This is a genomic window from Snodgrassella sp. W6238H11 (assembly GCF_016100525.1).
GTDB lineage: Bacteria > Pseudomonadota > Gammaproteobacteria > Burkholderiales > Neisseriaceae > Snodgrassella > Snodgrassella alvi.
Genome location: NZ_JACFSH010000001.1, coordinates 371,731 through 387,117, shown reverse-complemented (window position 1 = coordinate 387,117; position 15,387 = coordinate 371,731). Strand labels below are relative to the sequence as shown.

The 15,387-nt window shown below is 41.3% G+C and carries 12 protein-coding genes; 3 read left to right on the top strand and 9 right to left on the bottom strand.

What is annotated here, in order from left to right; translation table 11 throughout:
* Positions 1–399: 399 nt before the first annotated feature.
* The 8 genes from narI to H3V00_RS01615 all read right to left on the bottom strand — a co-directional run bounded on the left by narI (position 400) and on the right by H3V00_RS01615 (position 12,506).
* The gene (gene narI, locus H3V00_RS01650; protein ID WP_025330500.1) at positions 400–1,089 is read right to left on the bottom strand and encodes a respiratory nitrate reductase subunit gamma; all 690 of its coding nucleotides are present in this window, start codon (positions 1,087–1,089) and stop codon (positions 400–402) included.
* A 12-nt stretch (positions 1,090–1,101) separates the two neighbouring features.
* Positions 1,102–1,737 carry a nitrate reductase molybdenum cofactor assembly chaperone gene (gene narJ, locus H3V00_RS01645; protein WP_037488732.1) on the bottom strand — a complete coding sequence of 212 codons (636 nt, stop codon included), beginning with the start codon at positions 1,735–1,737 and terminating at the stop codon, positions 1,102–1,104.
* Between the two features lie 9 nt (positions 1,738–1,746).
* Positions 1,747–3,300: a nitrate reductase subunit beta gene (gene narH / locus H3V00_RS01640; RefSeq protein ID WP_037488730.1), complete on the bottom strand. Its 1,554-nt coding sequence runs from the start codon at positions 3,298–3,300 to the stop codon at positions 1,747–1,749.
* Positions 3,301–3,313: 13 nt separating this feature from the next.
* Positions 3,314–7,009: a nitrate reductase subunit alpha gene (locus tag H3V00_RS01635; protein WP_198206603.1), complete on the bottom strand. Its 3,696-nt coding sequence runs from the start codon at positions 7,007–7,009 to the stop codon at positions 3,314–3,316.
* A gap of 98 nt (positions 7,010–7,107) precedes the next feature.
* Positions 7,108–8,478, bottom strand: a complete 1,371-nt coding sequence (locus H3V00_RS01630; protein WP_198206604.1) for a NarK family nitrate/nitrite MFS transporter — start codon at positions 8,476–8,478, stop codon at positions 7,108–7,110.
* Between the two features lie 12 nt (positions 8,479–8,490).
* Positions 8,491–9,714, bottom strand: coding sequence for a nitrate/nitrite transporter (locus H3V00_RS01625; protein ID WP_084564566.1), 1,224 nt, complete (start codon positions 9,712–9,714; stop codon positions 8,491–8,493).
* A 189-nt stretch (positions 9,715–9,903) separates the two neighbouring features.
* Positions 9,904–10,557, bottom strand: coding sequence for a response regulator transcription factor (locus H3V00_RS01620; protein WP_174830023.1), 654 nt, complete (start codon positions 10,555–10,557; stop codon positions 9,904–9,906).
* Between the two features lie 17 nt (positions 10,558–10,574).
* Entirely contained in the window at positions 10,575–12,506 is a 1,932-nt protein-coding gene (locus tag H3V00_RS01615) for a histidine kinase (protein ID WP_198206605.1), read from the bottom strand.
* 202 nt (positions 12,507–12,708) lie between these two features.
* On the opposite strand from H3V00_RS01615, the gene H3V00_RS01610 reads away from it, so the two are divergent.
* From H3V00_RS01610 to H3V00_RS01600, 3 genes are all read left to right on the top strand, one after another.
* Positions 12,709–13,083 (top strand): tlde1 domain-containing protein, encoded by a 375-nt coding sequence (locus H3V00_RS01610; protein WP_198206606.1) that lies wholly within the window; start codon positions 12,709–12,711, stop codon positions 13,081–13,083.
* 10 nt (positions 13,084–13,093) lie between these two features.
* Positions 13,094–13,447 carry a hypothetical protein gene (locus tag H3V00_RS01605; protein ID WP_198206607.1) on the top strand — a complete coding sequence of 118 codons (354 nt, stop codon included), beginning with the start codon at positions 13,094–13,096 and terminating at the stop codon, positions 13,445–13,447.
* Positions 13,448–13,916: 469 nt separating this feature from the next.
* Positions 13,917–14,258, top strand: coding sequence for a hypothetical protein (locus tag H3V00_RS01600; protein WP_198206608.1), 342 nt, complete (start codon positions 13,917–13,919; stop codon positions 14,256–14,258).
* Between the two features lie 362 nt (positions 14,259–14,620).
* Here H3V00_RS01600 and H3V00_RS01595 read toward each other — a convergent pair whose 3' ends face one another.
* Positions 14,621–14,998, bottom strand: a complete 378-nt coding sequence (locus H3V00_RS01595; RefSeq protein WP_198206609.1) for a DUF805 domain-containing protein — start codon at positions 14,996–14,998, stop codon at positions 14,621–14,623.
* Positions 14,999–15,387: the final 389 nt, after the last annotated feature.

Here is a 15,387-nt window from a genome sequence, read left to right as displayed (position 1 = left end):
CTGACAGATATCACGCAGTAAGATTACTTGCAGAATATTTTTACGCTGTGTTTTCAATGCATCTGTTCTGGCTTTATTGCGACGATAATCTGCTATTGATTTAATGACTGGGTGTAGCTGACACCGATACTCACGTTGCTGAAATTATATGGTTAAATGATTCTTTTGCGAGTAAGTTTATTTCAGGCGGAAATGTTGATTTAGTAATTCTATCCACCAGTTTAAAAAAATATAGGTAAATTTTAATAATAGTAAGAAGACAGGAAAAACCAAAGATTTTCTGAAAATGAAATTTAAGCTGTAGAGGCAAATGAGCAGGTTAAATTTTAGATTGATTTTTAAATTATAAATAAGGCAGTACTGAATACCAGTACTGCCTTTTTCTTTTTTAGAAACTATTTAATAACGTCTGCTTCTGACCAGCTGTGTTTTACGCTTCAGATAGACTAAAGTACCAAATCCGCTCCAGATATGCACCAGACGGGTAAATGGAAAGATTACAAATACACTCATACCCATAAAGAGGTGTAATTTAAAAATCGGGCTGACATGCGCAATAATATCCGCTGCACCGCCTCTGAATGTCACAATATGCTGAGCCCACTGCATAAGACTAATCATTTCTGCTCCGTCCAGATGATGAGCGGAAACATGGATAGTACCCAGCCCCAGACAAAGCGTAATCAGCAACCAGATTAATACCAGTTTGTCGCGCCAGCTACTGTTAGCCAGTAAACGTGCACAGCTGAAACGCCGGTAAATAAGCATCAGTAATCCGATTAAAGCAAGTGTACCCATTATTCCGCCGGCAATCATTGCTGTCAGCTGCTTGGCTTCATGAGTAACACCAAGTGTATCCCAAACTACTACAGGCGTAAGCAAACCGACCAGATGTCCGAAAAACAGTCCGAGTACACCAATATGAAACAGAATATTGCCAACTCGCAGCAGACGCGGATAAAGCAGCTGGCTTGATTCAGACTTCCATGAATACTGATTTGTATCAAAACGAATCAAACTGCCCAGAAAAAAAATACTGGCGGCAATATAAGGAAAAATGCCGAAAATAAATTGATTAAGATAATACATGCTGTCTCCCGGCTAACTGAATTTTTTATTGCGGAAAAATTGCACTTCCTGCACAGACGGCTGATTTAATAACGGTTCCAGTCCTTCTGCTGTTGGTCCGAATTTTTCCAGAGCTTCGTCCATATTGCGTACTGGTGCAGCCTGTAATGGCTGTGGTTTAACTGGAGATAAAGCGACAACTGCATCCATAACCGGTGCATATACTGATTTACTCTGATGCAGGTTGTCAGCTATATAGCCAATCACATGGACTGCATCAGCAAGTAAATTTTTGGCTTCATCTTCGGCAACATGAGACAAAAATTCTAAAAATAAAGGCAGATAATCCGGCAATTCATTATCGGCAGGTTCAAAGCCGTGTTTCTGATATTCTGCCAGTAAATCGACCATCGCCTGACCACGGATGCGATCTTCTCCATGCAGATGTTCAAACATGTGTAAAGCATGTTTGCGACTGCGATCAAAAGTAGCTACATATACTTCTTGAAGATCGATTTCATCATGCGTGCGTAAATGTTCAAAAAATGGCTGTAATACCGAAATCTGATTAGCAGATAACTGATCGGCCAGAATTGAATGCAATTCATCCGTATGGTCTAACCATTCCTGCCTTGGATAGCTTAGTAAAATGGATAAAATTTTATACATTTGTCTGTCCTATGAGGCCGACTGACGATTATTTTTCTTACGCAGTCCATGAAAAATAATCGGTGAAGCTTTACGTGTACCAAACAGGCTTTCTTTGCTGTGACCGTTATGGCAGCCATCTCCAAAAGAAAATCCGCAACTGGCTTTTTCCTCAAAAGTATTGCTGACCAGTTCTTTATGTGCACTTGGAATGACAAATCTGTCTTCATAATTGGCAATTGCCATTACCTGATACATTTCTTCAATTTGCGCAGCACTCAAACGATGTCCGGACAATTCCTGTAATGCCTGCTCTTCAGAATAAATATTTTTGCTGCGCATGTATTTACGCATATCAATCATGGTTTGCAGCGCATTAATAATTGGCTCGGTTTTACCGGCAGTCAATAGATTGGCCAGATACTCAATCGGAATTCGCATATCTTTTATTTCCGGAATCAGGCCATTCTGACCAATAACACCGGATTCAACCGCAGACTGAATTGGTGATAACGGCGGAATATACCAAACCATCGGTAAAGTACGATATTCTGGATGCAACGGAAATGCCACTTTCCATTCAACCGCCATTTTATAAACCGGCGAATTCTGAGCCGCCTGTATCCAGTCTGCCGGAATTCCCTGAGCCAGTGCTTCTTTGGCAATTTCAGGATCATTCGGGTCAAGAAAAATATCCAGTTGCTGTTCGTATAAATCCTGAGGATTTTCTATCGCAGCACTCTCACTGATCCGGTCTGCATCATAGAGGAGTACACCGAGATAACGTATTCTGCCAACACAGGTTTCTGAACAAATTGTCGGTTGACCGCCTTCAATGCGCGGATAACAGAAAATACATTTTTCCGCTTTGCCTGCCACCCAGTTGTAGTAAATCTTTTTATAAGGGCAGCCAGAAACACACATACGCCAGCCACGGCATTTATCCTGATCAATCAGGACAATCCCATCTTCTTCACGCTTGTATATAGAGCCGGACGGACAACTGGCCACACAGGCTGGATTCAGGCAATGCTCACACAGACGCGGCAAATACATCATAAATGTATTTTCAAAAGCAGCGTAGATATCTTTCTGAATGCCATCAAAAAGTTTATCTTTAGAACGCTTGGCAAATTCACCGCCTAAATCATCTTCCCAGTTCGGTCCCCAGTGAATTTTATCCATTTTCTGCCCGGTTAATACCGAAACAGGCCGTGCTGTAGGCGGTGTTTGCATCAGTGGTGCATTTTGCAGATGCTCATAATCATAGGTAAACGGTTCATAATACTGGTCAATAGCCGGCATATTAGGGTTGGCAAAGATATTGGCCAGTACTTTGAGACGATTACCCTGCTTCAGTTTCAGCTTGCCTGAATTTTCACGTACCCAGCCACCTTTATACTGTTCCTGATCCTCCCAGTTTTTCGGATAGCCGATACCGGGTTTTGTTTCTACATTATTAAACCAGGCATATTCGACCCCGTCACGACTGGTCCATACATTTTTACAGGTAACAGAACAGGTATGACAGCCAATACACTTGTCCAGATTTAACACCATTCCGATTTGTGCACGAATTTTCATGATTGTGTCCTTTTTATTCTGTCACCGGTGTTTTGGCCGGTTGATCCAGCCATTCCACTCTGTTCATTTTGCGTACTACGACAAGCTCATCACGGTTGGTACCTACCGTACCGTAATAATTAAAGCCCCATGATAATTGAGCATAACCACCAATCATATGCGTTGGCTTCATAACCACTTTAGTGACTGAGTTATGAATACCTCCGCGTTTACCGGACAGCTCTGAACCGGGCACATTGACAATTTTTTCCTGTGCGTGATACATCAGAATCATGGTTTCAGGTACTCGCTGACTAACCACTACCCGTGCGGTCAGCGTACCATTCACATTGAATACTTCCACCCAGTCGTTATCTTCGAGACCGGCACGTTTAGCATCAATTTCAGAAACCCACACATGCGGACCACCGCGTGATAAGGTCAGCATGCGTAAATTATCTGAATATGTACTGTGAATACCCCATTTCTGATGTGGTGTGATGAAATTCAGTACGATTTCAGGGTTGCCGTTGCTTTGATGGCCTTTCACATTCAGCGTGGTTTTCAGATCTACAGCCGGACGATAGGAAACCAGTCCCTCACCAAACAGCCGCATCCATTGATGATCCTGATAAAACTGCTGCCGGCCGGTTAAGGTGCGCCATGGAATCAGTTCGTGCACATTGGTATAACCGGCGTTATAGCTGACTTTTTCACTTTCCAGACCAGACCATGTGGGTGATGAAATAATCTTGCGCGGCTGTGCCTGCACATCGCGGAAACGGATAGCATCATCTTCACGGGCAATGGCCAGATGAGTATGGTCGATACCTGTATTTTTTGATAAAGCTTCCCATGCTTTAACTGCCACATGGCCATTGGTCTCCGGAGCCAGTGTCAGAATCATTTCCGCAGCATCAATAGCTGTGTGCAGTTTCGGCTGGCCTGTGGCCACACCTTCGGATTGGGTGTTGTTAAGTTTGCGCAGTAAATCTACTTCTGCACCAGTCTGCCAGCTAATACCTTTACCACCATTACCGATTTTTTCCAGCAACGGTCCTACAGAAGTGAATTTGTCATAAATAGCACCATAATCACGTTCAACCACGGTCATTTTCGGCATGGTTTTGCCCGGTACCGGTTCACATTCACCCAGTTTCCAGTCTTTCGGGTCAAACGGCTGAGCCAGCTCTTCTGGACTGTCGTGCATCAATGGTGTTAATACCAGATCCTTACGTACACCCAGATAATCTTTGGCAGTTTCGGAAAATGCTTTCGCCAGACCACGATAAATATCCCAGTCAGTTTTACTTTCCCAAAGCGGTTTTACTGCCTCGCTAAGCGGATGGATAAACGGATGCATATCCGAAGTGTTCAGATCATCTTTTTCATACCAGGTGGCTGTAGGCAGCACAATATCTGCATACAGACAGGTAGTAGACATACGAAAATCCAGTACGGTAAGTAAATCCAGCTTACCCTCAGCTGCCGGACGCACTTGTACATCAATCGGCTTAATAGCATCAGTTTCATCACTCATCAGTGCATTTTGTGTGCCAAGCAGATACTTGAGGAAATACTCATGCCCTTTACCGGATGAACCAAGAATATTGGAACGCCAGACAAACAGATTACGCGGGAAATTCTGCGGATTATCCGGATCAGTACAAGCCATATCCAGTGCGCCCGATTTCATCTGCTCAACAGCAAATGCAATCGGATCTTTACCTTGTGCTTCTGCATCACGGGTCACATCAAGCGGATTACGTCCCAGCTGCGGAGCAGAAGGCAGCCAGCCCATTCGTTCAGCTTTAACGTTGAAATCCAGCTGACTCATATCAGCCATCTGACCGGCATGAGTGGGCGCAATAACTTCCGACATCTTGAGTTTTTCATGCCGCCACTGGCTGGTGTGTGCATAGAAGAAAGAAGTACCATTCATCTGACGTGAAGGCCGGTTCCAGTCGGCAGCAAAAGCCAGAGGTGCCCAGCCGGTTTGCGGACGTAATTTTTCCTGACCGACATAATGACACCAGCCGCCGCCGCTCTGACCGATACAACCACACATCATCAGCATATTGATAATGCCACGATACGCCATGTCCATGTGATACCAGTGATTCAGACCGGCACCCACAATTACCATACTGCGACCATGTGTTTCATGTGCGTTTTGGGCAAATTCGCGTGCCACCTGAATCACCAGCTCCGGCTTCACGCCAGTATGTTTCTGCTGCCACAATGGTGTATAAGGCACATCAGCCAGATAATCATCGGTAACGCCATCACCGCCAAAACCACGGTCAATACCATAATTAGCACACATCAGATCAAATACTGTTGTTACCAGTATTTTTTCGCCATCTGCATTAATTATCTGCTTAACCGGAATATTTTTAACAATGACTTCTGCTGCATCATCCCCGCCGAAGTAATCAAAAGACACACCCATGATGGCATCATGATTATCTTTAAGTGATATCAGCGCTTTGATTTCTGTACTGTCGGATTTTTGTGCCAGCAGATTCCATTTACCCTGCTCACCCCAGCGAAAACCTATCGATCCTTTCGGTGCAACAATATCACCGGTATTTTCGTCGATAACCAGTGTTTTCCATTCAGGATGATTGCTTTCATCCAGCCCGCCTGCTATCTGGCTTGCACGCAGGAAGTAGCCCGGCAGCAGTTTGCCGTTTTCCTGATTAATCACCACCAGATTAGGCATATCTGTCAGACGACGACAATAATCGATAAAATATTCTGACGGATTCTGCAGATGAAATTCTTTCAGAATCACATGCCCCATTGCCATTGCCAGTGCAGCATCTGTCCCTTGTTTTGGTGCCATCCAGATATCACTGAATTTCACCATTTCACCATAATCAGATGAAACTGCTACTGTTTTTGTACCTTTATAACGCACTTCAGTATAGAAATGCGCATCCGGAGTGCGTGTCATGGGTACATTAGAGCCCCATACCATCAGATAGTTGGCGTTGTACCAGTCGGCAGATTCTGCAACATCGGTTTGTTCACCCCATGTTTGCGGGCTGGAAGGCGGTAAATCGCAATACCAGTCGTAAAATGACAGCGGTACACCGCCAATCAGACTCAGATAACGCGAACCGGCAGCATAGCTCACCATCGACATTGCCGGAATCGGAGAAAAGCCAATTACACGATCCGGGCCAAACTCTTTAATTGTAAATGCATTGGCAGCAGCAATAATTTCATAAGCCTCTTTCCAGTCCAGACGGACAAAACCGCCCTGACCACGCTCAGATTTGTATTTTTTTGCCAGATTTGGATTCTGAGTAATACTCTGCCACGCCTCAATTGCATTCAGAGTCTGGCGTTTTTCACGCCACATACGCAGCAGAGAAGCGCGAATCATTGGGTATTTCACCCGCTGAGCAGAGTAAACATACCAGCTATATGATGCACCGCGCGGACAGCCCCGCGGTTCATGATTGGGTAAATCGGCACGAGTACGCGGGTAATCTGTCTGTTGCATTTCCCATGTAATCAAACCGTTTTTAACAAAAACGCGCCAACTACAAGAACCGGTACAATTTACCCCGTGAGTTGAACGTACAATTTTGTCATGCTGCCAGCGCTGGCGGTAAGCATCTTCCCATTCTCTGCTCTCAGCCACCACTGCCCCATGTCCGGCAGAAAATGTTTCTTTGGTTTTACGTAAAAAATTCAGTCTGTCTAAAAAATGGCTCATGAATTTGTGCTCCATAGAGGCAAAAGCCTCAAACAGTTTCTTATTGATTTATATTTTTTCTGCACCATTATCTATGACAATGGTGCGATCACTTCAAATTAACAACTCGTAACTGATTGTTTGCGAACATAAAACCAGTAATTAATTATCAGACAGCTTACATAGAAAACAATAAAGCCCCATAAAGCCACTGATGCGCTGCCTGTCGCCTCAATCGAAGAACCAAAACTTTTCGGAATCAGAAAACCACCATAGGCACCGATTGCACCCATAAAGCCTAATACCGTAGCTGACTCTTTAGTGGCATGAGCTTCTGAGGTCTTAACATCGCCCTGATGCAGATGACGATGAAACTGAGAGAAAATCCGCGGCACCTGCGCATAAGTTGAACCGTTACCAATACCACTAAAGGCAAACAGCAACATAAAACTACAGAAAAAACCAACAAAACTGCCTTCATTGCCACCAATAGGCTGAAATACCAGAACACCAATAACCCCGACAATCATCATGGCATAGCTGATTTCAGTAAGTTTTGCCGCAGACATCTTGTCAGACAACCAGCCACCCACCACACGCAGTACTGCACCAACGAACGGACCTAAAAAGGCAAACTTAACTGCATCCAGATGCGGGAAAGAATGGCTGATTAATAACGGGAAAGCAGCCGAGAATCCGATGAACGAACCAAATGTGCCCACATAAAGCCAGCATAAAATCCAGTTGTGCAACCGCTTGAAAATGACAAACTGTTCCTTTAGTGAGGAATGCATGCTGCCAATATCATTCATCCCAAACCATGCAGCCAGCGTACTGAGCACAATAAACGGTACCCAGATAAAACCCGCATTCTGCAACCAAACCTGTGCAGAACCCTGTGGCGTAGAAATTGTCTGAGACTCACCGCCCATTGCACCAAACAGGCAGCTGGTAATCGCCAGTGGCACAGCAATCTGTACTGCGGATACGCCCAAATTGCCCAAACCGGCATTAATCCCCATCGCCTGACCTTTTTCCGATTTCGGGAAAAACAGACTGATATTGGACATAGATGAACTGAAATTTGCTCCGCCAAAACCACATAAAAGTGCCAGAATGAACATCGTTGTATAAGAAGTATTCGGATTCTGTACAGCAAAGCCCAAACCCAGCGCAGGAATCAGCAAACTGGCTGTAGAAATTGTCGTCCATTTCCGGCCACCGAAAATCGGAATCACAAATGAATAGAAAATTCGTAAAGTTGCACCTGATAATGCCGGCAAGGCCGCCAGCCAGAACAGTTCATTGCTGCTGAACTTAAATCCAACCAGTGGCAGTTTTACTACAGTCACACTCCATACCTGCCAGATGGCAAACGCCAGTAACAATGCAGGAACGGAAATCCATAAATTTCTGCGTGCTATTGCACGACCACCAGACTGCCAGAATTGTTGATCTTCCGGCCGCCAATCTTTTAAAACTTTACCCATATCAAACTCACTTTATTGGTGCTTAGGGTTTTTCAGAGAAAAATGCATCCAGATTAAACTGATACATACCGTGCCAAACATCAGCATGAAGGAGGTAGAACGTACACCTGTCCAGTCTACTAACCGACCAAACATAATCGGCAACAGAAAACCGCCCAGTCCCCCGGCCAGACCTACTACACCAGACACAGTACCCATGTCATCCGGAAACTCATCAGAAATAAACTTGAATACCGAAGCTTTACCGATTGCCATAGCCACACCGACCACAAACAGCAGCACAGTAAATATCGTTGCATTTAAACCAATATGCATATCCAGATGACCGCTCACTGTACGAATAGACATTTGTGTTTGCGGATAAGACAACAGAAAGAATGCTATTGCGCAAATCCACATTACAGCCCAGGTAACTTTATAGGCACCGTATTTATCAGACAGCCAGCCACCAAACGCACGCAGTACACCCCCCGGCAGAGAGAAGCATGCAGCCAGCAACCCGGCCTGTGCTAAGCCGAAGTTATATTCGTTAACATAGTAATTCACCATCCACAGCGAAATACCCACATAGCCACCAAACACTACCGAATACAGCTGACTGTATTTCAGCACTTGCGGATTTTTCATTAATAACAACTGAGCTTTCAGACTTGGCTGTTTAGCAGAAGCTGCTTTAGGCTCCGGATAACTGAAAAACCAGAACAGCACTGTAATAACCAGCAAAATTACGGCATATACGCGGGGTACAGCCTGCCAGCCATATGCTGCAATCAATGCAGGTGCCAGAAACTTATTTACGGCAGAACCAGCATTACCGGCTCCAAAAATACCCATTGCCAAACCTTGACGTTCCTTACGAAACCATTTGGCCACATAAGGAGTACCAACAGAAAATGAGCCGCCTACTAATCCCAGCCACAGCGCAATCCAGAGAAACTGACTGTATGTGTGTGCATATTCAAGCAGCCAAACTGCCGGAACACATGACAGCATCAGCAGAAAAAATACAATACGGCCGCCAAAACGGTCAGTCCAGATACCTAAAGGCACCCGGATAAGTGATCCGGACAGTACAGGCATCGCTACCAGCAAACCAAATTCAGCTTCACTAAGTTGTAATTGTTTTTTGATAGGTATTCCCAAAACAGCAAATATCATCCAGATCATAAAACAGACAATAAATGCAATCGTGCTGGAAGTAAGCACTGTTACCGATTTTCTAACACCAGAATCCATTCTGTACCCCCATTAATAATTCTCTTTAGTGTACGTAATCACCTTTTCATATCCAATTAGTCATCCGAAGCAAAATCATTAATCAGAAAGCACAACGCCAAATAAGCAAAAAGACCTATTGACAAACTCAATAGGCCTTTATCAAATTCTGATATTCAGTAGCTATTATCCGATACTCAACTCATTTGTTTATTTATCCAGACCATGCTCAATGGCATAGACAGCAGCCTGCACCCTGCTGGCTACATTTAATTTGCGTAAAATATTCTGAACATGCACTTTTATAGTGCTTTCAGTCACATCCAGATTACGCGCAATCACCTTATTACTATTCCCACGTGCCAGCCAGCGCAAAATTTCCCGTTCGCGCGGTGTCAGTGGTTCAGTAATTTTCTCGTCAGCCTGCTCCTGCCTGCGCAACCTTGTTACCAGCTTACTTGTCATTTCAGGCGATAACACACTATCACCGCTAATCGCTTTTTCAATACTATCCAGCAAAAATTCCGTATCAATATTTTTTAACAGATATCCGCGGGCGCCTAGCCGCATACATTCGAGTAAATCGCTACCATCTTCAGATACTGTCAGCATCAGCACCACCTGCTGCGGATTATGATTTATCATCTGCGGTAGTGCTTCAAGTCCTCTCATTACCGGCATATCCAGATCAAGGAGTACAGCATCCGGCTGGAGCTGTTGCTGCATTTTTACCCCTTCAAGCCCGTCTGTGGCTTCACCGACCACCTCAAAACGCTCACAACTATCAATCAGTGCACGCAAACCACGCCGAAACAAAGTGTGATCATCGACAATCAGAATCCGGTACTTATTTTTATTAAGCATTATTAAATTCCCAAAAATTATTCCTGCGCATGAATATACTGACGCGGCACCATCAACTCTACACATACCCCGTTATTTTCACGTGCAAATATTTTTAATTCTCCATTAATTTTGCCGGCTCGTTCTTTCATGATATGTACCCCCACATGCCCGTGCAGCCCCTTCTGAATGAGCGTATCCTCGGCAAAACCTATTCCGTTATCTTCAATACAGAGATTCAGGCGATCAGCCAGATATACCAGCTTCACCCGCACAGCATCAGCATGCGCATGTTTACGTACATTTGATAATGCTTCCTGCACAATGAACACTACCTGCAATTGTACATCCGACTCTACCTCATACACATCGCCTTCTACCGACCAGTCTGCAACAATATCTGTTTGTTGTTCAAATCTTTTCATCACCTCCTGCAACGAACTGATTAGCCCTTCTGAAACCAGACGTACCCGGAAATTTGACAATAATTCGCGTACATCATCATAGCATTGCTGAATACCCTCATGAATAAAATCCAGAGTCTGTTTAGCCTGCTCTTGTTTCTGCTCTGCAAGAGATTTTTCCAGTACCTGTATCTGCATATTCATAAATGAAAGCGACTGCGCGATACTATCATGCAATCCTTGTGCCATCAGGTTACGCTCTTCCAGTATCGCCATCTGCTTATCCAGTTCATTCAGGCGCATACTTTCAATCGCTATCCCGAACTGGCTGCAAACAGTTGAAATCAGACGTTGATTTTCTTCACTCAGTGCAAATGGCTTCAGTGCAAACAAATGCAGCATACCGATTTCATCATCTACTGATTTCACTGCAAATGTCAGACAAAACGGCAGAACCTGCTGCATCTGACAGCAATGATTATTTTCCTCATGAATGACCAGCGATTGATTATTGTAATTAACCACAGACTGATGCAACCGCACACAGCGCCCGCCATCACAGCGATAATCACGGAACATATCTACCTGCTCCTCTGTCAGCCCGTCCGAACCGGCTACTTCAAGCATCTGTGAATGGCGATTTTTTAACTGCACCACACAGGCATCCGCACCACTGAATGCCTTCATTTTATGCATAAATATTTGTACCAGCACCGTCAGATCATGCTGTTCCTGAAACAATGAGGTCATAGCATATAATACCGCTAGCTCACGATTACGCTTAACCACTGCCTGCGTTTGCTCAGCGACCCGGTTTTCCAGCGTGTCATATACTTCATACAATTTGGCGGCCATCAGATTAAAACCCTGTGCTACCTGCCCGAACTCATTGGCCGTACCCACTTTCAGGCGTGTATCAAAATAACCCTTACCAATCTGACTGATGCCCTGATTCAGACGTAATAGCGGCGAAATGACCAAATGATGCAGTAACAGCAAAGACACAATCGCAGATAGTACAGCCATCATTAATACTAGCGCCTGTAGCCAGCGCAACAGCCTAATATTGTGCGTATTATCTTGCTCAATAAGCAAAACCAGCCGGTCAATTACCGCAGTGAATTCTCTGGCCTGAGCAAGGAAAGCTTCTCCGCTTAGTCTGCCCTGTAAATAAGCTTCACGGTCAGCAAGAAAATCCTGCAACTGCTCCTCAATTTCCTGAACTTGAGTTAATAACTGTTTATGGCGCTGGCCGTTCATAACCCCGGTATCATGCAATTCGTATAAATGACCAAGTATTTCCTTAAATTGACGCTTTTCATCCGCAAACTGCTGCTCTGCACCCGGTGTTTTCGTGACCAGTACCATATAAAACACCCGCTTGCGCAGACTGCCGGCTTCATTGATTGCCATTCCCAGCTCTTCCAGCCGCCATGAGGTATTCAACGACAACCCTACCAGACTGGTAGCCAGAAACAGCCATACAGCAATCAGCACAACCAGGACTTTAGATAACTTCTGTCCACGTAAAAACGACCGATCAAACTTTTGCCACAGATTTTTCATAACACTCCAATCAGAAAACTGGCAGCACTATAACGCAAAAGTCGAAATACAGATTTGATATTCATTTAAAAATTGATATCTTTGCCAATAAAATACATAATATATTTACTATTTTTTAATATATTTAATAATTTAAATAATAAAGTAACTTATTTTAATCTATTTTAGATTTTTATTAACTATAAACAAGGAGTGAATTGCTATGACTTGGACTTATGCACAAAAAACTGCTGAATTGAAACACAATGGTAAACTTATTTGTATCGGGTATGCAGGTTTTGGTAAGGAAGGGAAAAACAACCCTTTAAAACAATGTGTGCGTAATATTGGTCCTCTGCCCAGTGGTAAATATATTATGAAAGAGCTTATCTTGAAACATTCCAGCTGTGGTGCATATGTAATCAGATTAGAACCTGATCCAGGTAATGATATGTGTGGTAGATCCGGTTTTTTAATTCATGGTGATAGTAAAACGCATCCCGGTTTTGCTTCCCATGGTTGTATAATTCTAGACAGACAGTATCGGGAAGATATGTGGAAGAGCAAAGATAAAATTCTAGAAGTAATAGAAAAATAAGGATATAAAAGTGAAAAAACTTTTAATAGTAACACTATTAGCAATCTTGCCTATATTAAGCTTTGCTAAAGGGCCTGATTGCGATTCCTGGCCAATGAATGTAAGTGAAAGCTGGTTACAAAGAGAGGGTATAGTTGATATCATAAATTTAGATGAATCTAAAACTAAGTCAACTTTATTAGCATCTGAGAAAAAAGCAAAAGGCTTATATACCCAAATTTATCACTTTATTTTTTATGATATGAAAGGAAATACTTATGAAACCATTACTAAAAATGATGCTTCTTATGAAGAATGTTCAATGACTGCTGCTGATGTCTATTTAATATCAAAAAGTTATATAAATAAACGAGTAAATAAATGAGATGTTATCATTAGTTAAATATTTTTTAAGGAAAATCATATATTTAAAAATAAATATATGATTTTCTTCATAAATTTTTAAAATAAATTAGATGTTTTTAAAATAAATCTTAAATCATATCATTTATTTAGCTCTGGAATAGTGAAATTTTGATTACAGCAATTTATATAGTCTTAGTATCAAATAAATATATAATTAAGATGTAATATTTATTACATTTTGCCATTTTAAAGATTATCTTGAAACATCTACATCGTGTTACATATGTAATCAGGTTAGAACCTGATTCAGGTAATAATATGTGTGGTAGATCCAATTTTTTAATTCATGGTGATAGTAAAAAGCATTCCGGTTTTGCATCTCAAGGTTGTATTATTCTAGATAAAAAGTGTCGAAAAGATATGTGGAACAGCGGTGATAAAATTCTAGAAGTAATAGCATTATAGATAAAATCTAAGGATGGAGAAAAGTGAAAAAACTTTTACTAGTAACACTATTAGCAGTCTTACCTATATTAAGCTTTGCTAAAGGGCCTGATTGCCATTCCTGGCCAATGAATATAAGTGAAGGCTGGTTAAAAAAAATTGGTATAGTTGATAACATAAATTTAGATGAATCTAAAACTAAGATAACATTATTGGCATCTGAGAAAAAAGCAAAAGGCTTATATACCCAGATTTATCACTTTATTTTTTATGATACAACAGGAAATACTTATGAAACCATTACTAAAAATGATGCTTCTTATGAAGAATGTTCAGAGACTGCTGCTGATGTCTATTTAATATCAAGAAGTGTTTCAAACAAGTAAATAAATAAGATATTATCATTAGTTACATATTTTTTAAGGGAAATCATATATTTAAAAAAATAGATATATGATTTTCATCATAAATAATAAATATTTAAAATAAATTAAATATTTTTTAAACTAAGACTTAAATGAAAATATAAGAAAAATGTAATATTTATTACATCCTGCCAATCTTGTTGTTATCTTCTTATAATTCAAAATGAAAATTTATAGTTGACATTTTTTACAATGGCAATAAATTTTTCAATTAGTGGTTTATTTTTATCATCATAATATATATAACCCTCTGACTAAATAAAGACAAAACTAAACTTTTAGTTTTGTCTTTATTATTTTCCAGAGGGAATGTCTGCAAAATACTAGAATAATCTTTGCTCAAAACGGTTTGGCTTACCCGGCAACAGCATCAGTATGATAAACCAAATTTGCCCGATGATCGGTATAAGAGTAATCAGAATCCACCATGCAGAACGGTTTGTATCATGCAGCCGTCTGAACTGAAGTGACAAAGTCGCTATCCACACAGCAAAGCAGACTACCAGAAAGACAAAATCAATCGTCCAGTCGCCCCATGTATAGATATCATTAATCGGATGTCCGAGCATTTTTTCAACTGCATACGTCAAAATTATTCCAAGAACATAGTTAATCACAATCGGCCACCAATAATCAGCACGATTAGAAGTCCCTGAAAAATTTAGAATGTTATGCCAGAACCGTTTGTAAGATTCAATCATAAATTCATCTCCAGATAATTAATATATTTTCATTTATATAAATATATAAATTTTGAAATTAGGATTTATATTTCAAACATTGCCGATTTATCTTAAGACTTATCTATAAACGATTCAAACAACTTAACTTTAAAAACAATTACTTACAATATTTATTTATTAATGAGAATTGATATATATATATTTTTATAATTTATCAATTATGAGAATTTATATACTTTAATTAATATATTTGTATATTTATTTGCGTTTTTATACGTACAAATCAAAATTAATTAATTGTTTGACATTATTTAAGCATAGACCGCGTTTCAGCGTAGCAGACAATTCTTAATAAATATGACATTTTATTAAAAAAAGGCTGTAAAATGTATAAATTAAACAACATT